The 21,615-nt window shown below is 64.0% G+C and carries 27 protein-coding genes; 18 read left to right on the top strand and 9 right to left on the bottom strand.

Annotation, left to right across the window (positions count from 1 at the left end):
- Nucleotides 1-150: 150 nt before the first annotated feature.
- The 8 genes from purC to GTK01_RS00300 all read left to right on the top strand — a co-directional run bounded on the left by purC (nucleotide 151) and on the right by GTK01_RS00300 (nucleotide 6,581).
- Nucleotides 151-942, top strand: coding sequence for a phosphoribosylaminoimidazolesuccinocarboxamide synthase (gene purC, locus GTK01_RS00335; RefSeq protein ID WP_252923718.1), 792 nt, complete (start codon nucleotides 151-153; stop codon nucleotides 940-942).
- Nucleotides 943-957: 15 nt separating this feature from the next.
- Nucleotides 958-1,200 (top strand): phosphoribosylformylglycinamidine synthase subunit PurS, encoded by a 243-nt coding sequence (gene purS, locus GTK01_RS00330; protein WP_252923716.1) that lies wholly within the window; start codon nucleotides 958-960, stop codon nucleotides 1,198-1,200.
- Nucleotides 1,201-1,223: 23 nt separating this feature from the next.
- The gene (gene purQ, locus GTK01_RS00325) at nucleotides 1,224-1,892 is read left to right on the top strand and encodes a phosphoribosylformylglycinamidine synthase subunit PurQ (RefSeq protein WP_252923714.1); all 669 of its coding nucleotides are present in this window, start codon (nucleotides 1,224-1,226) and stop codon (nucleotides 1,890-1,892) included.
- Nucleotides 1,889-2,296, top strand: a complete 408-nt coding sequence (locus tag GTK01_RS00320) for a hypothetical protein (protein ID WP_252923712.1) — start codon at nucleotides 1,889-1,891, stop codon at nucleotides 2,294-2,296. Before purQ ends, GTK01_RS00320 begins: the two co-directional genes overlap by 4 nt.
- Before the next feature lie 15 nt (nucleotides 2,297-2,311).
- Nucleotides 2,312-4,531 (top strand): phosphoribosylformylglycinamidine synthase subunit PurL, encoded by a 2,220-nt coding sequence (purL, locus tag GTK01_RS00315; protein WP_252923710.1) that lies wholly within the window; start codon nucleotides 2,312-2,314, stop codon nucleotides 4,529-4,531.
- Between the two features lie 13 nt (nucleotides 4,532-4,544).
- Nucleotides 4,545-4,778, top strand: a complete 234-nt coding sequence (locus tag GTK01_RS00310; protein ID WP_252923709.1) for a BolA/IbaG family iron-sulfur metabolism protein — start codon at nucleotides 4,545-4,547, stop codon at nucleotides 4,776-4,778.
- A 106-nt stretch (nucleotides 4,779-4,884) separates the two neighbouring features.
- Entirely contained in the window at nucleotides 4,885-5,220 is a 336-nt protein-coding gene (grxD, locus tag GTK01_RS00305) for a Grx4 family monothiol glutaredoxin (protein WP_252923707.1), read from the top strand.
- Nucleotides 5,221-5,327: 107 nt separating this feature from the next.
- Nucleotides 5,328-6,581, top strand: coding sequence for a multidrug effflux MFS transporter (locus GTK01_RS00300; protein WP_252923705.1), 1,254 nt, complete (start codon nucleotides 5,328-5,330; stop codon nucleotides 6,579-6,581).
- A gap of 118 nt (nucleotides 6,582-6,699) precedes the next feature.
- Here the strand turns inward: GTK01_RS00300 and ttcA are convergent, their stop codons facing one another.
- The 3 genes from ttcA to GTK01_RS00285 all read right to left on the bottom strand — a co-directional run bounded on the left by ttcA (nucleotide 6,700) and on the right by GTK01_RS00285 (nucleotide 9,755).
- Nucleotides 6,700-7,554, bottom strand: a complete 855-nt coding sequence (gene ttcA / locus GTK01_RS00295; protein WP_252923703.1) for a tRNA 2-thiocytidine(32) synthetase TtcA — start codon at nucleotides 7,552-7,554, stop codon at nucleotides 6,700-6,702.
- A gap of 81 nt (nucleotides 7,555-7,635) precedes the next feature.
- Entirely contained in the window at nucleotides 7,636-8,253 is a 618-nt protein-coding gene (gene rpsD / locus GTK01_RS00290) for a 30S ribosomal protein S4 (RefSeq protein ID WP_252923701.1), read from the bottom strand.
- 215 nt (nucleotides 8,254-8,468) lie between these two features.
- The gene (locus tag GTK01_RS00285; RefSeq protein ID WP_252923699.1) at nucleotides 8,469-9,755 is read right to left on the bottom strand and encodes a DUF445 domain-containing protein; all 1,287 of its coding nucleotides are present in this window, start codon (nucleotides 9,753-9,755) and stop codon (nucleotides 8,469-8,471) included.
- A 125-nt stretch (nucleotides 9,756-9,880) separates the two neighbouring features.
- Here GTK01_RS00285 and GTK01_RS00280 point away from each other — a divergent pair, with 125 nt between their 5' ends.
- A complete protein-coding gene (locus tag GTK01_RS00280; protein WP_252923696.1) occupies nucleotides 9,881-10,342 on the top strand; it encodes a phasin family protein in 462 nt (153 codons plus the stop codon).
- 57 nt (nucleotides 10,343-10,399) lie between these two features.
- On the opposite strand, the gene GTK01_RS00275 is transcribed toward GTK01_RS00280, so the two are convergent.
- Nucleotides 10,400-10,945, bottom strand: coding sequence for a GNAT family N-acetyltransferase (locus tag GTK01_RS00275; protein WP_252923694.1), 546 nt, complete (start codon nucleotides 10,943-10,945; stop codon nucleotides 10,400-10,402).
- Between the two features lie 226 nt (nucleotides 10,946-11,171).
- Between GTK01_RS00275 and rirA the strand changes: the two genes are divergently transcribed.
- A complete protein-coding gene (rirA, locus tag GTK01_RS00270) occupies nucleotides 11,172-11,636 on the top strand; it encodes an iron-responsive transcriptional regulator RirA (RefSeq protein ID WP_252923692.1) in 465 nt (154 codons plus the stop codon).
- Here rirA and GTK01_RS00265 read toward each other — a convergent pair.
- From GTK01_RS00265 to hemP, 5 genes are read right to left on the bottom strand one after another with little or no spacing between them, the layout of a single operon-like run.
- Entirely contained in the window at nucleotides 11,633-12,424 is a 792-nt protein-coding gene (locus GTK01_RS00265) for a heme ABC transporter ATP-binding protein (RefSeq protein ID WP_252923690.1), read from the bottom strand. The two genes, rirA and GTK01_RS00265, sit on opposite strands and share 4 nt — an antisense overlap.
- Before the next feature lie 7 nt (nucleotides 12,425-12,431).
- Nucleotides 12,432-13,523 (bottom strand): FecCD family ABC transporter permease, encoded by a 1,092-nt coding sequence (locus GTK01_RS00260; protein WP_371924228.1) that lies wholly within the window; start codon nucleotides 13,521-13,523, stop codon nucleotides 12,432-12,434.
- Nucleotide 13,524: 1 nt separating this feature from the next.
- Nucleotides 13,525-14,373: a hemin ABC transporter substrate-binding protein gene (locus GTK01_RS00255; protein WP_252923687.1), complete on the bottom strand. Its 849-nt coding sequence runs from the start codon at nucleotides 14,371-14,373 to the stop codon at nucleotides 13,525-13,527.
- A gap of 13 nt (nucleotides 14,374-14,386) precedes the next feature.
- A complete protein-coding gene (locus tag GTK01_RS00250; RefSeq protein ID WP_252923684.1) occupies nucleotides 14,387-15,439 on the bottom strand; it encodes a hemin-degrading factor in 1,053 nt (350 codons plus the stop codon).
- A 7-nt stretch (nucleotides 15,440-15,446) separates the two neighbouring features.
- Nucleotides 15,447-15,638 (bottom strand): hemin uptake protein HemP, encoded by a 192-nt coding sequence (gene hemP, locus GTK01_RS00245; protein WP_252923682.1) that lies wholly within the window; start codon nucleotides 15,636-15,638, stop codon nucleotides 15,447-15,449.
- 273 nt (nucleotides 15,639-15,911) lie between these two features.
- Between hemP and GTK01_RS00240 the strand changes: the two genes are divergently transcribed.
- The 8 genes from GTK01_RS00240 to GTK01_RS00205 all read left to right on the top strand — a co-directional run bounded on the left by GTK01_RS00240 (nucleotide 15,912) and on the right by GTK01_RS00205 (nucleotide 21,614).
- Entirely contained in the window at nucleotides 15,912-17,996 is a 2,085-nt protein-coding gene (locus GTK01_RS00240) for a TonB-dependent hemoglobin/transferrin/lactoferrin family receptor (protein WP_252923680.1), read from the top strand.
- A 92-nt stretch (nucleotides 17,997-18,088) separates the two neighbouring features.
- A complete protein-coding gene (locus GTK01_RS00235; RefSeq protein ID WP_252923679.1) occupies nucleotides 18,089-18,523 on the top strand; it encodes a hypothetical protein in 435 nt (144 codons plus the stop codon).
- Nucleotides 18,524-18,530: 7 nt separating this feature from the next.
- Entirely contained in the window at nucleotides 18,531-19,208 is a 678-nt protein-coding gene (locus GTK01_RS00230) for a MotA/TolQ/ExbB proton channel family protein (RefSeq protein ID WP_252923677.1), read from the top strand.
- Nucleotides 19,198-19,584: a biopolymer transporter ExbD gene (locus GTK01_RS00225; protein ID WP_252923676.1), complete on the top strand. Its 387-nt coding sequence runs from the start codon at nucleotides 19,198-19,200 to the stop codon at nucleotides 19,582-19,584. The genes GTK01_RS00230 and GTK01_RS00225 overlap by 11 nt, the downstream gene beginning before the upstream one ends.
- A gap of 4 nt (nucleotides 19,585-19,588) precedes the next feature.
- Nucleotides 19,589-19,990, top strand: a complete 402-nt coding sequence (locus tag GTK01_RS00220; protein ID WP_252923674.1) for a biopolymer transporter ExbD — start codon at nucleotides 19,589-19,591, stop codon at nucleotides 19,988-19,990.
- Nucleotides 19,987-21,021, top strand: a complete 1,035-nt coding sequence (locus GTK01_RS00215; protein ID WP_252923673.1) for an energy transducer TonB — start codon at nucleotides 19,987-19,989, stop codon at nucleotides 21,019-21,021. The genes GTK01_RS00220 and GTK01_RS00215 overlap by 4 nt, the downstream gene beginning before the upstream one ends.
- A 6-nt stretch (nucleotides 21,022-21,027) precedes the next feature.
- Nucleotides 21,028-21,300, top strand: coding sequence for a hypothetical protein (locus tag GTK01_RS00210; protein WP_252923672.1), 273 nt, complete (start codon nucleotides 21,028-21,030; stop codon nucleotides 21,298-21,300).
- Nucleotides 21,300-21,614: an antibiotic biosynthesis monooxygenase gene (locus GTK01_RS00205; protein ID WP_252923670.1), complete on the top strand. Its 315-nt coding sequence runs from the start codon at nucleotides 21,300-21,302 to the stop codon at nucleotides 21,612-21,614. The genes GTK01_RS00210 and GTK01_RS00205 overlap by 1 nt, the downstream gene beginning before the upstream one ends.
- Nucleotide 21,615 lies beyond the last annotated feature (1 nt).

The raw sequence follows: 21,615 nt of genomic DNA, 5'->3' as shown, positions 1-21,615 counted from the left end.
GCGGCGCGCCTTGTGGGCAGGGACATTTGGTGATTGAGCGGGCGCACCAGTTGCGCTAGAGAGCGGGCAAGTTCAGTGACCTTCCGCAATTCCTGCGGATGACAGGCTGCCGGGCCCTATCCGTTCCGGCCACCGAGACCAGAGACCGCCATGAACCGTCGCCGCCGCATCTACGAGGGCAAGGCCAAAATTCTCTATGAAGGCCCCGAGCCCGGCACGTTGATCCAGTTCTTCAAGGACGATGCCACCGCCTTCAACAAGAAGAAGCACGAAGTGGTCGACGGCAAAGGCGTGCTCAACAACCGCATCTCCGAGCACATCTTTACGCATCTGAACCGGATGGGCATTCCCACTCACTTCATCCGCCGGCTCAACATGCGCGAGCAGCTGATCAAGGAAGTCGAGATCATCCCGCTCGAGATCGTCGTGCGCAACGTGGCAGCCGGCTCGCTCGCCAAGCGCCTCGGCATCGAGGAAGGCACGGTCCTGCCGCGCTCGATCATCGAATTCTACTACAAGGCCGACGCGCTCGACGACCCGCTGGTCTCCGAAGAGCACATCACAGCCTTCGGCTGGGCAGCGCCCCAGGAACTCGACGACATCATGGCGCTGGCCATCCGCGTCAACGACTTCCTTTCCGGGCTGTTCCTCGGTGTCGGCATCCAGCTCGTCGATTTCAAGATCGAGTGCGGCCGTCTCTACGAGGGTGACATGATGCGCATCGTCGTTGCCGACGAGATTTCGCCGGATTCGTGCCGGCTGTGGGATGTCGCGACGCAGGACAAGCTCGACAAGGACCGCTTCCGTCGCGACATGGGCGGGCTCGTCGAAGCCTATCAGGAAGTCGCCCGCCGGCTCGGCATCATGAACGAGAACGAGCCGCCGCGCCCGTCCGGACCGGTGCTCGTCACCTCCGGCAACGGCAAGGGCAAGCCGCACTAACTTTCGGAGTCTGAAGTGATCAAAGCGCGCGTCACCGTCACGCTGAAGAACGGCGTTCTCGACCCGCAGGGCAAGGCGATCGAGGGCGCGCTCGGCACGCTCGGTTTTTCGGGCGTTGGCCATGTGCGGCAAGGCAAGGTGTTCGACATCGAACTCGAAAGCGCCGACCGCGCCAAGGCCGAAGCCGAACTGAAGGCCATGTGCGACAAGCTTCTGGCGAACACGGTGATCGAGAACTACTCGGTTGAACTCGCCTAGAGACGACAGTCAGGGATGATCCCATGAAATCAGCCGTCATCCTTCTTCCCGGTCTCAATCGCGACCGCGACATGATCGCGGCGCTGACCAAGATCGGCGGCACGGCGCCGCTTACCGTCTGGCAGACCGACACCGAAATCCCGGACGTCGACCTGATCGTCATTCCCGGAGGCTTTTCCTACGGCGACTATCTGCGCTGCGGCGCGATCGCCGCGCGCATGCCGGTGATGCGGGCCGTGGCCGAGAAGGCCGCAAAAGGCGTCACCGTCATGGGTGTCTGCAATGGCTTTCAGATCTTGCTCGAGGCCGGCCTCCTGCCCGGCGCGCTGATGCGCAACGCCTCGCTCAAGTTCGTCTGCCGCGAGGTGAAGCTCGAAATCGCCAATGCCGAAACGCGCTTCACCAGCCGCTACGAAAAGGGACAGGTGATCCGCTGCCCGATCGCGCACCATGACGGCAACTATTTTGCCGACGAGGCGACGCTGGCACGCATCGAGGGCGAAGGGCAGGTCGCGTTTCGCTATGGCGAGGGCACAAACCCGAACGGCTCACTCAACGACATCGCCGGCATCGTCAACGCCGAGGGCAACGTGCTGGGCATGATGCCACATCCCGAAAACCTGATCGAGGACGCGCATGGCGGCACGGACGGCCGCGCGCTGTTCGAGGCCGCGCTTGGACGTGCAGCGTGAAGGCTGGCTTCGTCGTGGTCACCATTGCGCTGGCGCTGGCCGGCTGCCGCAGTTCCACGCCTGAACCCACGGCCCAGTCGCGGCCAGGCGACGATTCGGCACTGTCGACCATGGAACGCATCGCGGTCGCGGCGCAGCGCTGCTGGTTCCGCGCCGGTGACCCCCGTTTTGCCGGCCTGACCATGTCGCCCGAACTGACCTCGCATTCGGGCAAGCCGCGCATCCTCGCCGTCCCGCAAGGGAATATCGGCGGCCTGCCGAAGCTGGTCGTCGAGGCTTCGGGCAGTCCGGCAAAGCTCAACGCCTTCGGCCCGATGATGGATGGCGGCGCCGAGGCGAGCCGCATCTCGTCCGACGTCACCCGCTGGGCGTCGGGCACCTCCACCTGTTCCCGCCCGGCCTGACGGAGACTAGTCCGCGTGACCCTTTCGAACACGATCCCGATCACCGACGAATTGATTGCGTCGCACGGTCTGAAGCCCGACGAATACCAGCGCATTCTCGATCTGATCGGACGCGAGCCAAGCTTCACCGAACTCGGCATCTTCTCTGCGATGTGGAATGAGCACTGCTCATACAAGTCCTCCAAGAAGTGGCTGAAGACGCTGCCGACCTCCGGCCCGCGGGTCATCCAGGGACCTGGCGAGAATGCCGGCGTGGTCGACATCGGCGACGGGCAGGCCGTGGTCTTCAAGATGGAGAGCCACAACCACCCCTCCTATATCGAGCCCTACCAGGGCGCGGCGACGGGCGTCGGCGGGATCTTGCGCGACGTCTTCACCATGGGCGCGCGGCCTATCGCTGCGATGAATGCGCTGCGCTTCGGCGCGCCGGACCATCACAAGACGCAGCATCTCGTTGCGGGCGTCGTGGCCGGTGTCGGCGGCTACGGGAATTCCTTCGGCGTGCCGACGGTCGGCGGGGAAGTCGAGTTCGACCCGAGCTACAACGGCAACTGTCTCGTCAATGCATTCGCGGCCGGGCTTGCCGATTCCGACAAGATTTTCCTGTCGCAGGCCAAGGGCGTGGGGCTGCCGGTCGTCTATCTCGGCGCCAAGACCGGGCGCGACGGCGTCGGCGGTGCGACGATGGCCTCGGCCGAGTTCGACGACGACATCGAGGAGAAACGTCCGACCGTACAGGTCGGCGATCCATTCACCGAGAAATGCCTGCTGGAAGCCTGCCTCGAGTTGATGAAGACGGGCGCCGTTATCGCGATCCAGGACATGGGCGCGGCGGGCCTCACCTGTTCGGCCGTTGAGATGGGCGCCAAGGGCGATCTCGGCATCGAGCTCGACCTCGATGCGGTGCCGGTGCGTGAGGAGCGCATGTCGGCCTACGAGATGATGCTGTCGGAAAGCCAGGAGCGGATGCTCATGGTTCTGCGCCCCGAAAAGGAAGAAGAGGCCGAGGCCATTTTCCGCAAATGGGGGCTCGACTTCGCCATTGTCGGCAAGACGACCGACGATTTGCGCTTTCGCGTTCTGCACCAGGGCGAGGAAGTTGCGAACCTTCCGATCAAGGAACTGGGCGACGAAGCACCGGAATATGACCGGCCCTGGGTGGAAAGCCCGAAGGCCGCCCTGCCCGACTTCTCCGCCCTGCCTGCGATCGACCCGGCGGATGCGCTGCTGAAGCTCGTCGGATCGGCGAACCTTTCCTCGAGGCGCTGGGTCTGGGAACAGTATGACACGCTGATCCAGGGCAACTCGCTGCAGCGGCCCGGCGGCGACGCAGGCGTCGTGCGCGTCGAGGGGCACGAGACGAAGGCGCTCGCTTTTTCGTCCGACGTGACGCCGCGCTATGTCGAGGCCGACCCTTATGAAGGCGGCAAGCAGGCAGTCGCCGAATGCTGGCGCAATTTGTGCGCTACCGGCGCGCTGCCACTGGCCGCCACGGACAATCTGAACTTCGGCAATCCCGAGCGGCCCGAGATCATGGGCCAGCTCGTCGGCGCGATCAAAGGCATCGGCGAAGCCTGCCGCGCGCTCGACTTCCCGATCGTCTCGGGCAACGTGTCGCTCTACAACGAGACGAACGGCAAGGCGATCATGCCGACGCCGACCATCGGCGGTGTGGGGCTCATCGACGACTGGGCCAAGATGGCGCGGATCGGCTTTGCCGCCGAAGGTGATGCGATCCTGCTCGTATGCGCCTCCAACATGTGGGGTACGCATCTGGCGCAGTCCGCTTATATGCGCGACATGCACGAGCGCCGCGACGGCCCGCCGCCGCCGGTCGATCTTGCCCATGAGCGCAAGGCTGGCGAGTTCGTGCGCGATGCCATCCGCGACGGGCGGATCACCGCCTGCCACGACCTTTCGGACGGCGGGCTCGCCGTCGCGGTCGCTGAAATGGCGATGGCTTCGGGCATTGGCGCGGCGATCAGCCTACCGATGCCGACCAATCCGACGCCTGTGCTCTTCGGCGAAGACCAGGGCCGCTATCTGCTGACCGTGCCGCGGGCCGACAAGGAGCTTCTGCGCGAGATCATCGATGAGGGCGCGGCGCGCGGGCTCGTCGTTGCATGGATCGGCGAGACGGGCGGCTCCGAATTGAAACTGCCCGGCACGCGTGCCATATCCGTCCAAGAGCTCAAGGCCCGCCACGAATCGTGGTTCCCGGAATTCATGGACTGAAGGCATATATGCTATGGCAATGGACGCGCACGACATCGAACGCATGATCAAGGACGCGATTCCCGATGCGAAGGTGACGATTCGCGACCTTGCCGGCGACGGCGACCACTATGCCGCCGAAGTCGTAGCCGAGAGCTTCCGCGGCAAGAGCCGCGTGCAGCAGCACCAGATGGTCTATGACGCGCTCAAGGGCAATATGGGCGGCGTATTGCATGCGCTGGCGCTGCAGACGAGCATTCCCGACTGACGGCAGCGGCGCACAGCAACTCGACATTTTGTGCCCGGTCGCTTATCTAAGGCCAACATCTTCTATCCGTTACCGGCTTTGAACCGGCAGACGAAAGGCAGCAGACATGACCGCAATCAACCAGTTCATCGACAGCGAAGTGAAGAGCAACGACGTCGTTCTTTTCATGAAGGGTACGCCGGGATTTCCACAGTGCGGCTTTTCGGGACAGGTGGTTCAGATTCTCGACTATCTCGGTGTCGACTACAAGGGCGTCAACGTCCTGACCTCGGACGAGCTTCGCCAGGGGATCAAGGAATATTCCAACTGGCCGACCATCCCGCAGCTCTATGTGAAGGGCGAGTTCGTCGGCGGCTGCGACATCATCCGTGAAATGTTCCAGGCGGGCGAACTGCAGTCCGTCCTCGGCGAAAAGGGTGTTGCCGTCAAGGGCGCTGCCTGAACCAGCATCGCGGCGAGACCCGCCGCTCCTGAAGAATGATCCAGACCAGAATGCGCCGGCCCTGCCCGGCGCATTTTCGTCTGCTCAACAGCGTTGGATCAACCCGCATGGACCAGCCCCGCTCCGGCATTGCGCTGCCGACGAGCTTTCCGCTCGGACGCAATGAACTGATCGCGCTCGCCGCAGCGCTGATGGCGCTCAACGCGCTTGCCATCGACATAATGTTGCCCGGCCTGCAGGAGATCGGTTCCAGCCTCGGCGAAAGCGACGAGAACCGACGGCAATTCGTCATCACCGCCTATGTGACGGGCTTTGGATTCGCACAGTTGCTGTTCGGCCCGCTGTCGGACCGCTTCGGACGACGCGCGCCGCTGATCGCAGGGCTTAGCGTCTATGTCGCTGCGGCGATCGCCTGCGCATTCGCGCCGTCCTTCGAGACGCTCCTCCTGATGCGCTTCGTGCAAGGCCTGGGCGCAGCGGCGACGCGCGTCATCGCAATCTCGCTCGTGCGGGACGTATTTGGCGGACGCGCAATGGCGGAGGTGATGTCGCTGGTCTTCATGGTCTTCATGGTCGTTCCGGTCATCGCCCCGGGCGTGGGGCAGGCGGTGATGCTCTTTGGCGACTGGCCGATGATCTTCCTCTTCATCGGCCTGATGTCGGCCGTCGTGCTGGGCTGGGTTGCCATGCGCCTGCCGGAGACGCTGAAGCCGGAATACCGTCGTCCCTTCACGGCATCCGCGATCGCAGACGGGTTCCGGATCGTTCTGACCAACAGGGTCTCGATCTGCTACACGGCGGGGTTCACCTGCATTTTCGGCGCCCTCTTCGGCTTCATCAACTCGGCGCAACAGGTCTATATCGGCATCTATGGCGTCGGCGCGTGGTTCCCGGTGCTGTTCGCCATCGTGGCCGGACTCATGGCCGTATCGTCCTATCTCAACTCGCGGCTCGTCGGCCGCCTCGGGATGCGCAAGCTCGCTCATGGCGCGCTGATCGGCTTCATCGCGGTCACCGCGATCAGCTTCTTCCTGTCGCTGCTGGGGCCTGTCCCGCTCTGGGCATTCACGCTGCTCTTCGCGCTCGCGATGGTTCAGTTTTCCTGGATGGGCGCGAACTTCAACTCCCTCGCCATGGAGCCGCTCGGCCATGTCGCCGGCACAGCCTCGTCGGTACAGGGTTTCCTGCAGACGGTGGGCGGCGGCATTCTCGGCGCGATGATCGGCCAGGCCTTCGACGGCACGGGGACCCCGCTTGCGGCTGGATACTTCTTTGCCGGACTGGGAGCGCTGGCCATGGTGCTGCTTGCGGAACGCGGAAAGCTGTTCCAGGCGCAGAATGAGGCGCCGGTGCGGCGGTAGTGGTTGCGCTCGATCTGCCGTATCGGCGCCTCGGCGTGACGCTTATCCTTCAAGCCGAGTGCGCGAACGATCGACGTTCCACGCTCAAGGTTCCCTCCCCTTGTGGAGAGAGAAGGCCCTACGCGTTCTTATCCGCTTTCTCGAGCGCGGCGAAGTCGAACAGCTTCGTGTCGAGCAGATGGGACGGGCGGACGTTGGCCAGTGCCCGGATCATGGCCTCCTTGCGGCCGGGCATGCGGCGCTCGATATCGGCGATCATCTCCTTCATCGCGTTGCGCTGCAGCCCGTCCTGGCTGCCGCACAGGTCGCAGGGGATGATCGGAAAGCGCATCGCCTCGGCGAATTTCGCCAGATCGCTCTCCGCGCAATAGGAAAGTGGGCGCAGGACCATCAGGTCGCCGTCGTCATTCAGGAGTTTGGGCGGCATGGCGGCAAGGCGCGCGCCGTGGAATAGGTTGAGGAAGAACGTCTCGAGGATGTCCTCTCGATGGTGTCCGAGGACGAGTGCTGAACACCCCTCCTCCCGTGCGATGCGATAGAGATTGCCGCGGCGAAGGCGCGAGCAGAGCGCGCAATAGGTCGCGCTCTCGGGCACCTTCTCGGTGACGATCGAATAGGTGTCGCGATATTCGATGCGATGGGCGATACCGTGCCTCGACAGGTAGTCCGGCAGGACGTGCTTTGGGAAATTGGGCTGGCCTTGATCCAGATTGCAGGCGAGCAGTTCGACCGGAAGCAGCCCGCGCCATTGAAGATCGAGCAGAATCGCGAGCAATCCGTAGGAATCCTTGCCCCCCGACAGCGCGACCAGCCATTTCTCGCCCGGCCTGACCATGGCGAAATCTTCGAGCGCCTGGCGCGTGGAACGCAAAAGGCGTTTGCGCAGCTTGTTGAACTCGACCGAACGCGGCGCATCCGCCATCAGGGGCGGGATGGACTGCGCGTCATCGTCTTCAGTCTGATGGAGTGTCATGGGGCGTATAGACCAAAGCACAGCACAAAAAGAAAGGCCGCGTCGAAACGCGGCCCTTCGAAACTGGATGATCGGACAGGATCAGCGCGAGTAGAACTCGACGACCAGGTTCGGTTCCATCTGCACGGCGAACGGAACGTCCGCGAGGCCCGGAACGCGGTTGTAGGTCGCGGTCATCTTCGAGTGATCGACTTCCAGATAGTCCGGAACGTCACGCTCGGCGAGCTGGACGGACTCCAGGACAACGACGAGCTGCTTCGACTTTTCGCGCAGTTCGATGACGTCGCCCGGACGGCAGCGGAACGACGAGATGTTCGTGCGGCGGCCGTTGACGTTGACGTGGCCGTGGTTGACGAACTGGCGGGCCGCGAAGATCGTCGGCGCGAACTTGGCGCGGTAGACGATCGCGTCCAGGCGCGACTCCAGAAGGCCGATCAGGTTGTCCGGCGTATCGCCCTTGCGACGATCAGCTTCCTCGTAGGTCTTGCGGAACTGCTTTTCGGAGATGTCGCCGTAGTGGCCCTTGAGCTTCTGCTTGGCGCGGAGCTGCAGGCCGAAGTCCGACAGCTTGCCCTTGCGGCGCTGGCCATGCTGGCCGGGGCCGTAATCGCGCTTGTTGACCGGGGACTTCGGACGGCCCCAGATGTTTTCGCCCAAACGGCGGTCGAGCTTGTACTTTGCGGACTGGCGCTTGCTCATCGCATTCCCTTTCAAACAATTGCACCCGGATGCTCGCGCACCGGGCGAAGGAAACGCGCCCTCCTCTGGCCCCCGTTTTCGGAGCCTGACAGGGCACCTCACGCAATGCGATGAAGATGCCCACGGGACACGTCAAATGAAACACCGCGCGTTGCGGCGCGGCGTTGGAGTGTCTGCTATGCCAGAGCACGTATATTGTCAAGCGCGCGAGCGCATCAGCCGAAGATCATGCCTTCACCGATATGAAGGGCGAGACCCGCAAGGCCGCCGATGATCATCCCGTTGAAGCGTATGTATTGCAGGTCGCGGCCGATGTTGAGCTCGATCAGCCGCGTGGTCTGGGCGATGTCCCATGCCTTGACCTGCTCGGCGATGAAGATGGCGACACCGGATTTCTGCTTCTCCACGAAGGAGGCGAGCGCGACGACGAAGCCGGCGTTCATGTCGGCGCGGATATCGGGATGATCCGCGAGGCGATGGCCGATTTCCACGAACATCGAGGCAAGATGGGTGCGGATGATCGAATTGGCGCTCTCGGCGTCCTCGCGCAGGAAGGAGGCGAGGTTCTTCCAGATCTCATCGGCAAGGGTGGCAAGTTCCGGACGGGCAAGCAGGTTCGCCTTGATACGCTCGGCGCGGGCGACATAGGTGGGATCGGTCTTCAGATCCTCGATGAAGCGCAGCGCGAAAGCATCGAACTCCTGGCGGAGCGGATGATCGGGATCGCTGCCCGCTTCCTCCATCAGGCGGCCGGCCGAGGCGACGATCTTGTTCAGGAGATACGCGTCTGCACGGAAGATGTTGGCGAGGGTCGGCAGTTCCGCGCGGATGCGCTCGCGCATCACGCCCAGCGTCTTTTCGTCGTTCAAGATGCCGCCAAGGACCTGGATCAGACCGTCGAAGAGGCGCTGGTGGCGGCGCTCGGCGGTGACGGCGGAGAGGAGTTCGGCCGCAACCGGTGCGATGTCGATCTCTTCGAGCCGCTCCACGACGCGCTTACCGAGGAAGCCGCGCAGGTTCGAGCTTTCCAGCGCGGCGAGCGCCTGCGGAGTCATCCGCGTGACGAACCCTGCCAGATCTTCGGCGTGGCGGCGATCGCCCAGCCAGTCGGCGACGAGACGGGCGAAGTCCACCTCCCGCAACTTGGCACGAACGGCCTTTTCGGTGAGGAAGTTTGTCTCGATGAAGCGGCCGAGATTGTCGGCGATGCGATCCTTGTTGGCCGGGATGATCGCTGTGTGGGGGATCGGCAGGCCGAGCGGGCGGCGGAAGAGCGCGACGACGGCGTACCAGTCCGCGAAGCCGCCGATGGCGGCGGCCTCGGCGAAGGCGGCGACATAGACGAGGCCGGGAGAGACGGGCTCGAACGCGCGCGCGGCGATGAAGACGGCAACACACAGTACCAGCGCCAAGGTCGCGACGGCTTTGGTCCGGCGCAGGGCGCGGGCCTTATTCGCATCGCTGAGCGCGGCAATTTCGGCGCGGGCGCGACCACGATTCATGAAATATTGCATTGCACCCGGTTTTCATGTTGCATTGCACAAATTCCTCTCTATATAAGCTTTCAGCCTCGAGCCGTAACGGGCGAGGCCCGACCATGGCTCCCTTAACGAGAATGGAGATAGTGATGACCAAGACCAAGACCCAGCAGGCCGCCGCTTCCTATTTCGACGCCTTCACCCGCGCATTTGACGAAGTCGGCGCGAAGATCCAGGTTCCTGAAGCCACCCGCGGCTTTTTCCGCACGCAGGCCGCAACCGCTGCCCAGCGCGCCGAAGAACTGCACCGCCAGGCCGCTTCGCTCGCCGACCAGAGCAAGGCCGTATTCGGCCCGTTCGCCGGCAGCTTCGATGCCGTGACGCGCACCATGCTCGACGCGACGCTCGCCAACACGCAGCACTATTTTGCCACCGTCGAGAAGCTGGCCGACGCCAATTCGGTCGGTGAGGCGTTGACGATCCAGGCCGACTACGTGCGCGAAGCGGCCGCCGCCAACATGGAGCGCATCCGCACCGGCGCCGACCAGGCGAAGACGCTGATGGCCGACAATGCGAAGGTCGTTCAGGAGCAGGTCAAGAACGCCGCCTGAACTTCCAGAAGACAAGAAAAGGGCCCGGTTTTTCCGGGCCTTTTTTTGTGCCGTCAGTCAGGCGGCAAGGGGTCGGGGTTGAGGCATCACCTGTGGGGCGAGGATTTCGGCGGCGGGCTCGAGCTCGATCAGCCCCACCGTTTCGCCGCCCTCGAAGCGCAGCCGTGCATTGAAGCGGGACGCCAGGCGCTTCATGGCCTGGTTTTGCGGGTGAGTGGTGACGCGAAGCTGGGTGTAGCCGAGCGCGTGGGCATGCCAGATCAGCCGCTGGAACAGCCTGCTGCCGATGCCGCGGTGCTGAAGAACCAATTCGACAGAGAACGCGATCTCGCCAGTCGGCTCGCCCTCGCCTTCGATCTCGTGCAGTTCGGCTGCGCCCAGCACCTCGTTTCCCTCGACATAGCCGATCACCGTCGTGCCGACGCGGAAGGCACGATCCGCATAGGCTGCGACGAACGCGTCGTTCGACGGACCGTTGAAGCGGTCACGGCGACTTTCGAAATCGAGCCGGAGGAGGTGTTCGCGGAACTTCGGCAGGTCCGACGGGCGGAGCTGGCGGATGACGCCAAGGGGCATTTCGGTGTTGATTCTCAGGTCTTGCATATCGTCGCTCTCCTCAAGGGCTCCTCCCCTGAAGTCGAAGCAACTCGACCAGCCGAATATTGTGCATTGCAACATGCTTTTCAAGCCAAATCCGCGTGAGCATGGCTGCCATGCATGCATAAAGCTGATAGCCATGCTCATGTTTTTTTTGAATGAAGGCTTGTCTGGAACCATTCTAAGGAATAGACGATAGGAAGCCGACCGACGAAATCGTGAAAGGCATGCCATGCGGCTGACCCGCCAGACGAATTATGCAGTGCGCATCCTGATGTATTGCGCGGCCAATCCCGGGCGGTTGAGCCGCATACCAGAGATCGCGAGCGCCTACGGCGTCTCGGAGCTTTTCCTGTTCAAGATCTTGCAGCCCCTGGTCGAGAATGGCCTGGTCGAAACGGTGCGCGGACGCAATGGTGGCGTGCGGCTCGGACGGCTGGCCTCCGAAATCACGCTCTTCGATATCGTGCGCGTGACGGAAGACAGCTTTGCCATGGCCGAATGCTTCGAGAAGGATGCGACGGAGTGCCCGCTGGTCGACGCCTGCGCGCTGAACGAGGCGCTGCGCAAGGCGCTCGGCGCGTTCTTCGAAGTGCTCGAGAGCTATACGATCGAGGATCTCGTCAAGGCGCGGCCAAACATGCGCTCGCTGCTCGGGATCGACGTCGAGCTGCCGCGGCCTGCGGTGCCCAACTAGATCCGGATCGACTGCGGCAGCACGAAAGGCGTCCGACCAGACGGGGCGACGCCCACGCGCAGGCGGCAGTCGAAAACGTCTTCGATGAGTTCGTCGGTCAACAGTTCGGCAGGCGCGCCGGATGCGGCGACCCTTCCCTTGTGCATCATCATGATCCGATCCGCATACATGGCGGTCAGGTTCAAATCGTGCAGCACGGCGATGACGCCGCCGCCGCGCCGAGCGTAGTCGTGCGCGACGTCCATGATCACGAGCTGGTGCTTGATATCGAGGCTGGAGACGGGCTCGTCGAGGAAGAGAAAGCGCGGCTGGCCGTCGAGTACCGGTTCCCAGACCTGACAGAGGACGCGGGCAAGTTGCACGCGCTGCTGTTCGCCGCCCGAGAGCTCCTGATAGTGCCGTCCCGCAAAGCCTGAGAGATCCACTGTCGCCAAGGCGCGATCCGGCAGTGTTTCCAGATCGCGACCTTTTACCCCCGATCTGCCGCCCATCAGGCCGATCCGGACGATCTCGCGGACGGTGAATGGAAAGGAAAGGCTCGTCGCCTGCGGCAGCACAGCGCGCAGACTGGCAGCCTGCCACGGCTTCATCGACCGGAGGTCCTTTCCGTCGAAATTGATCTCGCCCATCGAATCCAGTTCGCCGGACAAGGTCTTGAGAAAAGTCGATTTTCCCGAGCCGTTCGGGCCGACGATGGCGGTGATTTCGCCGGCTTTGGCGGCGAAGTCGATACCGTGAAGGATGGGGCGGCCTCCAAGCGAAACATGAACGTTTCTCGCTTCGATCATCGACGCCTCACAAGTCCAGGACGCCGCGCCGGCGCAGCAAGATCCACAGAAAGAATGGCGCGCCGACGGCGGCCGTGACGATGCCGATCGGCAGTTCGGCAGGTGCGACAATGGTGCGCGAGACGGCATCGGCAAGGAGCAGGAGGCTTGAGCCGAGAAGCGCGGAGGCCGGCAGGAGATAGCGGTGGTCGGGGCCGATCGACAGGCGCAGGAGGTGCGGGACGACGATGCCGACGAACCCAATTCCGCCGGAAACCGCCACGGATGCCCCGGTTGCGGCCGCAACAGCGACGATGGCGATGTTCTTAAGGCGCTGGATCGGAACGCCGAGATGGTGCGCAGCCCCCTCGCCCAGCGCAAGCGCATTGAGGCCCCGCGCCAGGAACGGCGATGCGACGAGGGCAAGGGCGATTATCGGCCCGGCGGCAAGAATCTTGGCCCAGGTCGCGCCGGCGAGCGAGCCGAGGCCCCAGAAGGTCAAATCGCGGAGCTGGTTGTCATCGGCCAGATAGACAAGCACGCCGGAGAAGGCGCCGGCCATGGCCCCGAGTGCGATGCCGGCCAGAAGCATGGTCGCGACAGAGGTCTGTCCGCGACGCGTGGCGACCTTATAGAGCAGCAGCGTCGTCGCGAGGCCGCCGAGGAAGGCGGCGAACGGCAGAGCGTATATGCCAAAGAGCGCGACGACCGGACCCAGCGCCGTGCCACCGAGAACGATGATCGAAATTGCGCCGAGCCCGGCGCCGGCCGAGACACCGACGAGCCCGGGATCGGCGAGCGGATTGCGAAAGAGACCCTGCATCACCGCGCCGGAAACGGCGAGCGCCGCGCCGATGAGGATGCCGAGCGCAACGCGCGGCAGGCGAATGTCATAGATGATGACCCGGTCGCGCGCCGAAATCTCGAGTTCGCCGGAAAGCGAGGCACGGGCGAGATCGACAACCGATGCATCGGACGCGCCCGACGTCAGGCTGAAAAGCGAGACGAGGACCAACAGGCACGCAAGGCCGAAGATCGTCAGCCGAGCGATGTGCGAGCGGTCACCGGCCGCTCTTGCACCGCTCGGGGCAAGCGACCCCGCTTCCTGGGTCACACTCATCTCAATCGGCGTCGGCGTAGAGGGCCGCCGCCAGTTCCTTTGCGGCAGCGGCGGTGCGCGGGCCGAACCCGAGCAGGAACGCGCCGTCCATGCGGATGACGCGGCCCGCCTCTCCAGCCGGCGTCGCTGCCAGCGCAGGCTGGGCAGACAGGTCGACGGTTGCGGGGTCGAGATTGCCGCCTCGATCCATCAGGAGGATGACGTCGGGCGAGGCGGTTACGATGGCCTCATCGGTCAACTGCTTGTAGCCGGCATAGTCCGTGATGGCGTTTTCTCCGCCCGCAAGGCGGATCATGCCGTCGGCGGCGGTACCGGTGCCGGACGCCATGACGCGGCCTCCCTCCATCGACAAGATGAAAAGCACACGGGCCGGATCATCGACGCCGCTTGCCGCATCTTCGGCCACGCGAAGATCGGCGTCTATCCGCGTCGCCAGTTCGGCCGCCGCTTCCTCCTCGCCGAGTGCCTTACCGACCGCCTCGACCTTGGCAAGGACGCCATCGCGGTCGAAGCTTTCGGGAACGGTGACGACCGGCACGCTCGCCGAACGGATGACTTCCATCGCCTCGGGCGGGCCAGCGCCTTCGAGCACCAGGATCAGGTCCGGATCGGCCGACAGAACGCCTTCGGGCGAGAGCGCACGCATGTAGCCGACATCGGGCAGCGCAAGCGCTTCGGGGGGAAACACGCTGGTCGTGTCGCGCGAGATCAATCGGTCTTCCTGCCCGAGCGCATAGACGATCTCGGTGAGCGAGCCGCCGATGGCGACGATGCGTTGCGGCCCGTCCTGCGCGAGCGCCGGGGCGGAAAGCGCCAGCGTCGCGACAAGAGCCAGTATGGTGGTCTTCATGTACTTGCCTCGTTCAGGTCGCGCTCGAACGCGGAATGCGCGGCAGGTTTTCCGCGATCAGACGCCAGTCGGCGCGTTCGTCCTCGCCTTCCCTGCGTTTGCCGAAGAACTGGATGATGAGTTCGCCCCTGGCGTCGTAGGCCTCGATGGAGGTGACGTGACCTCCCCTGGTCGGCTTACGCACACCCCATAGCTCGGCGACATGGTCGGCGCGCAGATGAAGATGAAAGGTCGGGTCCATGACATTGATCCAGGGCCCCATCGGCTTGACGTTCATGATTGGACCCGAATGAATCTGGATGCAGCCGCGATTGCCAACGAAGCACATAATGGGGAAAGCCTGCTCGGCGGCATGATTGAACATGGCGTGGAGAGCGCTTGCGTCAAGCTGCCAGGCGAAATCGTCGCCCACCAGGCCGACCGCCTCACGACGGGAAATCTTCAGCGAGCGCAGGAGGCCATTGAAATCGTGCGGATCGCTCATTGCCGCCCAACGGCCACGCACGGCATTGCCGTCTGCGCTCGTGGGCACGAACTCGACCGGCGCAGAAGGCTCGATCTCCAGTTCCTGCGACTGCTCATCCAATGTCAGGCCCGCCACGAGCTTGTGGAAGGCGTAGAGATTGGAGGTCGGGCGCAGATGGATCTTGTGGACCGCTTCACCGGCCTTGTCGAAGAATTGGAGGCTGCGGCGGATTTCGTTGCCGTCGCGCTTTTCTACCGCAAAGCCATGGGCCCATGCTTTCGGGAAGATGCGCAGGTCAATCTCGCCGCCCAGCACCATAGCGGCGCCGGGACCGGGATGGACGTTGTCGTAAACGCCGATCTTCTCATGGACGGCGCTCTCGTTGCGGGTCAGCGCCATGACCTCGCCAACGGCCTCGAGGCCGGCGAGGAGGTCGTTCACGCGCGATCCGATAGCGGTCGCGCCCTCGCCCACATGGGCGGCAACGAGTTCGGCTTCGGAAATGGAGAGTTGCGCGGCGAGGTCGCGCTCGCGCATCTTCGAATTGTCGGCGCGCGCCTGGCGTATCTCTCGCGGCGATGGCTTCGCGACAGCAGTCATGGAGCACCTATTTGTTGAGGATCAGCTTGCCCTGCCGGGTGATCTTGAGGCGATAGACCGAGCCCTCGTGCTCGATGCAAATTTCCGTACGGCCCTCAAACAGGTCGCGGCTTTGAACATGACGCGGTTCGGCCCGCCCCTCCTCATGCTTCCAGTCAGTCCTTGAACGCTCAGCGAACGCGTCCGGTGAATTGCTCATATTCACGGTGTCAAACCCTTTTTCGCGCCGGGCTTGCTGAAGGCTGGCTGGGCGATAGGACAAATCTCGATTGCGATTTCTTGACAGTGATAATCAGGTTTTATAGGGAAGCGCAATACCGGAGTGAATTGGTCAGGAATGACCCGCCAGTTCAAGACGTGCCAGCAAGCCCCAGCGCCAGCCAGCAGCAAACCAGATCACTGAATCAGGAGCGTGGTGATGACGGGCAACGGGGCAACGGGCGCAAGCCGGGCGACACGAACGAGGCGGGCCATGTTGCTTGCCAGCGCAGCATTGGTGGCGGGTGCGCCCGCCATGGCACAAGAGGAGACGGATCTGTCGGAGGCGCTTGCACGCGTGACTGTGCTCGACCAGATCACCATCGTCAGCCGGACGGGCGAAAGCCCGATCGACCAGCTGGCGTCGGTGAGCCGGATCGACCGCGAGCAGATCGAGCGTCGCCAGCCCTCGACGGCGGGCGGGTTGTTCTTCGGCGTGCCGGGCATCACCGCGCAGTCAGATGCCAAGCGCGCTGCTTCCAGCATCAATGTGCGCGGATTGCAGGATTTCGGCCGCGTGTCGGTCATCGTCGACGGCGCAAGGCAGAACTTCCAGCGCTCCGGCCACGGGACGCAGAGCCTGTTCTTCCTCGATCCCGAACTGATCCAGCAGGTCGACGTGATCCGCGGCCCGGTGGCCAACACCTACGGCTCGGGCGCCATCGGCGGCGTGGTATTCTTCGAGACGAAGGACGCCGAGGACTTCCTCCATGACGATGAGACCTATGCCGTCTCCACCTCCGGGCGCTACGAGAGCAACGGAAAGGGCTGGACGACGAGCGCGGTCGGCGCCTATCGGATCAGCGATGCGATCGACGTCCTGGGAAATATCGTCTGGCGCGATTTCGGCGATTACAAGCATGGCGGCGGCGACAGGGTCGCAGGGTCGGGCTTCGACGTTCTCAGCGGGCTCTTGAAATCGACCATTCGGCTGACGGAATTTTCCGCGTTGAAGCTCGGCTGGACCGGCGCCGACAATGGCTGGACCGAGGGAGCCGACACCTACGACGTCGATCTGAAGCAAAACACCTGGACGGCTCGCTACAACGTCACCGATCCCGATGCGACGTGGCTCGATCTCAACGTGAACCTTGCCTACAACGCCACGGATCTCGCGCAGACATTCAAGACCGACACGCGCCAGTTCTCCTCCCTCACCGGCCGGCCGATCGTCATTCCCGCCGGTTCGCAGACGAGCTACGATCTCGATACGCTCGGCATCGACATCTGGAATACGTCGCGCTTTGCAACCGGACTGGTCGACCACGAACTGACCTATGGCGGCGACTGGCTGCAGGACGACGTGACGACCACGAGCCCGGCCGGGGGCAGCGACGTCTACACGCCGTCCGGCAAGCGCGAGGTGGGCGGCGCCTATGTGCAGAACAAGCTGACCTATGACTGGCTCGAGGTGATCGGCGCGCTGCGCTACGACAGCTACAGCCTCGACGGGACGAATGCCGAAAGCTCCGGCGACCGGCTGTCGCCGCGCCTGACGGTCGGCGTATCGCCGTTCGAGACAGAGGCGCTCGCGGGGCTGCAGTTCTACGGCACCTATGCCGAGGGCTATCGCTCGCCGTCGATCACCGAGACGCTGATAAGCGGGCTTCACCCCAATGGCGTGGTGTTCCCGTTCCTGCCCAACTCCAATCTGCGTCCGGAAACGGCGAAGACCTGGGAAGCCGGCATCAACTACAGTCGCGACGGCGTCTTCAACGACAATGACAGTTTGCGCGTCAAGGCCGCATATTTCCACAACGATGTGGAGGACTATATCGGCGGCGTGAACCTGTCTCCCTTCGTGCCGGGATCGGGCTGCCGGTTCACCCCGGGCGCGGGCCGCATCCCCATCTGTTTCCAGTATCAGAACTTCGCATCCGCCGAAATCAGTGGCTTCGAATTCGAGGCCGTCTACGATCAGGGACGGTTCTTCGGCGGCCTTTCGGCCTCGATCACCGATGGCTTCACCGAACAGGACGGAGTGCGTGCCGACCTCGTCACCATCCCTTCGAGCCAGGTGACGGCGCAGCTCGGCATGCGCGCCTATGAGGGCAAGCTGACCTTCGGCGGCGAAGTTCAGCACAATGTGCCGACCAGCGGGGCAAGCTTTACAGACGACTATACGCTGGTGAACCTTTTCGCCAACTACCAGGCGACCGAGAATTTCCGGCTCGACTTCCGCATCGACAATCTGTTCGATGTCAAATACGCAAATCCGCTCAATGCCTCGACGACGACGACGGTCTTCGAACCGGGCCTGTCGGTCAAGGTTGGCGCAACCATGCGCTGGGGCGGCTGATGGAGACCGGGGCGATGCACGTTTTAACGGCCTCCACCGGCATCGCCCCGGTCCCGTCGACACATACGCCTACATCTACATCGGAGACATTCATGACATCGACCTTGAAGCGCGCATTGTTCGGCATATTGGCCGCTACGCTTGCATGGGGCCCTGCGACGGCGCAGGAGGCCGACGCGCCGGCGCTCTCGCTGGAACTCAATGCGTTGCAGCCATCCGAAGGCGGATGCAGGCTCACCTTCGTCGTGGAAAACGGCCTGGGCGCGGACGTCAGCCGCGCGGCGTTCGAACTCGTGCTGTTCAATGCCGAGGGGCTGGTCGACCGGATGACCGTCGTCGACTTCCAGGACCTGCCGGCCGACAAGACCAAGGTTCGCCAGTTCGACTTCAAGGGAACGCCCTGCGACCAGCTCGGCCGCGTGCTCATCAACGATGCGACGGACTGCGCCGGCGACGGCATCGAACCGGATGCCTGCATCCGCAATCTCAAGACCGCGACCAAGTCGTCGGTCGAATTCGGGAGCTGACCGGAAAATGGTCGAGACAATCCGCTGGTTCCTCGAGCTGGGTGGCGCGGTCGTCGCCATCCTGCTCGTCTTGTCCGTGTTCGCAGTCGCCATCATCGTGCTGAAATTCTGGCAGTTCTGGCGCGAAGGCGTCGGCAGGCATGGCCGCGCCAAGAAGGCGCTGCACGCCTGGTTCCATGGCGGATACGGCGATGCGCGCCATCTGCTCGATGACGACCGCTCGGCGCTCGGGTCGGCCCTATCGACCGCGATGCGTCTTGCCGCGAACCGTTCGGCTTCGAAATCCGTCATCGAGGACGAGGTCGGCCGCATCGCGCTCGGGCGGCTGCACGAGTTGCAGAAGGGTTTTCGCGCGCTCGACGCGATCGCCCAGATCGCACCGCTTCTGGGTCTGTTCGGCACCGTGCTCGGCATGATCGAGGCTTTCCAGGCGCTGCAGGGTGCGGGCAATGCCGTTGATCCGTCGCTGCTTGCGGGCGGCATCTGGGTGGCGCTTCTCACCACCGCCGTCGGTCTTGCGGTCGCGATGCCCGTTTCGCTGATCCTCACCTGGTTCGAAACGCGGCTGGACAACGAACGCGTGGCGATCGAGACGATGACGACTTCACTGCTTTCGCAGCGCGAGATCGGCACGACGCAGCCCATTCGCGCTGACCATCTGGTGGAGCGGAGCCATGCGCATTGAACAGGCGGTCAGGCGACGGCGGCCGCTGTCGCTGACTTCGCTGATCGACGTCATCTTCCTGCTCTTGCTGTTCTTCATGCTGTCCTCAACCTTCACGCGGTTCGCGGAGGTCGAGATCACGGGCGGGCGGGCGACCACGGCAAGCGCGGCGGAACGCCCGGACGTGTTGATCCGACTCTCGACCGAGGGCTGGCAGGTAAATGGCGTGACGTTCGGCGAGGATGACGCAATTCCCGAACTGTCCCGCTTGCACGAGGCGGGCGCGGAGAGTGCCGTCGTGTTGGTGCGCGGCGCGGACGTCACCTCGCAGATGCTGGTGGGCGCAGTCGAGCGCATCCGGCGCGAAACGGAACTCACGCTTTCGGTAGCCAGGTAAAACGATGAAGCTTCCACGACCACGCCCCTCCCGGAAGGGCGAAAGCACGATCGCGCTGATCAACATCGTTTTCCTGATGCTGATCTTCTTCCTGATCGCCGGCACGCTCGCTCCGCCGATCGATTCGGAGATATCGTTCATCTCCACCGCCGACGCGGACGGATCGGAGCCGCCGGACGCACTTTACGTGACCGCTGAAGGCACGATGCGCAGCCGCGGCGTCGAAATGAGCGCCGCAGACTACGTCGCCCGCGAGAGCGAGCGGCAGGCGGAAACGGAGGGCGTCGAAATCAAGCTCGCCGCCGACCGCGACCTCGCCGCCGACAAGCTCATCGACGTCGTAGCGGAACTGCGAGCGGCCGGTGCGGGCACGATCCGCGTCATCACCGAGCGGGCGGTTCCATGAGGTCCCGCCTGCTCAAATGGACGGCCGCCTTCGCCATCTCCGCCGCGCTACATGCCGGCGCGGTGGGTCTTTTCCTGTCGCCCAACGAGGAGATCAAGATCGCCGGCGGCGCGCCGACAGAGCTTGCCGTCATCGGCAATGCCTTCGAGGACCAGGTCGCAGCCGGCGACGTCTCTGAAACCGCGACGCCGAGCGAAATTGAAGCGGCCGAGCCGGTCGAAACGGCACAGGAGATGGCGGCGGTGCAGCCCCAGGCCGCTGAGGCACCGCCTGTCGAAGAGGCCCCCGCTCCCGAGGCCGAGGCCGAGGCCGAGGCGGTCGAAGCCGAACCTGTCGAGGATGCAACCGCCGTTCCCGTCCTGCCCGCGCAGCGCGAGGAAGAGACGCCGACGCCCGCCGAGACGCCCGAGCAGGCCGAAGCCGTCGAGCCCGACGCGGTTCCGGTCGAAGAACAGGAAAGCGTGACGGCCGTCGAGCCCGAAACGCTCGAACCGCTGCCCGAGGACGACCTGGCGCTCGTCGACGTCCCGCTTCCCACGCCCCGCCCCGCCTATACGCCCCCGCCCCCGCCGCAGCGCACGGAACGGCCACGCCAGCAGCAACAGCAGGCCGCCCGACAGGCGCCGCGCCAGGGCTCGGGCGGGCAGAACCAGACCGATGCGCGACGCGGAACGAACGAAGGCACCGCATCGACGGGCGGCACGTCATCGGGCCAGACCACGCGGGCGAATGCGGCCGGCAACGCGGCCGTCTCGAACTATCCCGGACAGGTCGCGAGCCGGCTGCGGCGTTCGCTACGTTACCCGCGCGAGGCACAGCGGCAGGGCATTCGGGGCGAAGTCCATGTGCGCTTCACCGTCAACGCCAGCGGTGGCGTCGGCGGCATCAGCATCGCACGCAGCTCCGGTTCGCCGGTGCTCGACCAGGCAGCGTTGCAGACTGTGCAGCGCGCCGCGCCTTTCCCCGCCATTCCGCCGGCGGCCGGGCGCAATTCCTGGCCGTTCACCGTGCCGCTGGTCTTTTCGAGGTAGTTTGCGATGTCTCTTCTCGGTTTCGACGCCATGGCTGGCAAACGCGGGGACGGCCTTCATCCGGTCCTGCGCGACCTCCTCGAGCGCCGGCAGGCACTGGAGACCGACAGCCGAATCGCTGATCTGGCAGGCATGCGCGGCCAGATCGTGCAGGCCGGGCCGAACCCCACGCCTGCGCCTGGAGCATTCAGGCCCGGCAACGTGATCGACTTCAAACTCCGCGCAGCCGAGTTGGCGCTCGACGTGGAAAACAGCAAAGCAGCGAAAGGAACCGCCTGATGTATATCGCCATGAACCGCTTCAAGGTCAAAAACGGCTCGGAAGCCGAGTTTGAAGACATCTGGAAGAACCGCGATTCCAAGCTTTCCGAAATGAAGGGTTTCCGCGAGTTTCATCTCCTGCGGGGACCGGTGAACGAAGAGGAAGGCTACACGCTCTTTGCCTCGCATACCGTGTGGGCGAGCCATGACGACTTCCTCGCATGGACGAAGTCCCAGAACTTCCGCGATGCGCACAAGAATGCCGGCACGACCAAGCCCGCCTATATCGGGCATCCGCAGTTCGAAGGCTTTTCAGTCGTCGAAGGGGCCTGAC

The organism is Aliihoeflea sp. 40Bstr573, assembly GCF_024105655.1.
Taxonomy (GTDB): Bacteria; Pseudomonadota; Alphaproteobacteria; order Rhizobiales; family Rhizobiaceae; genus Aliihoeflea.
The sequence above is the reverse complement of the archived record's forward strand: the minus strand, read 5'-3'. Positions and strand labels throughout refer to the sequence as shown.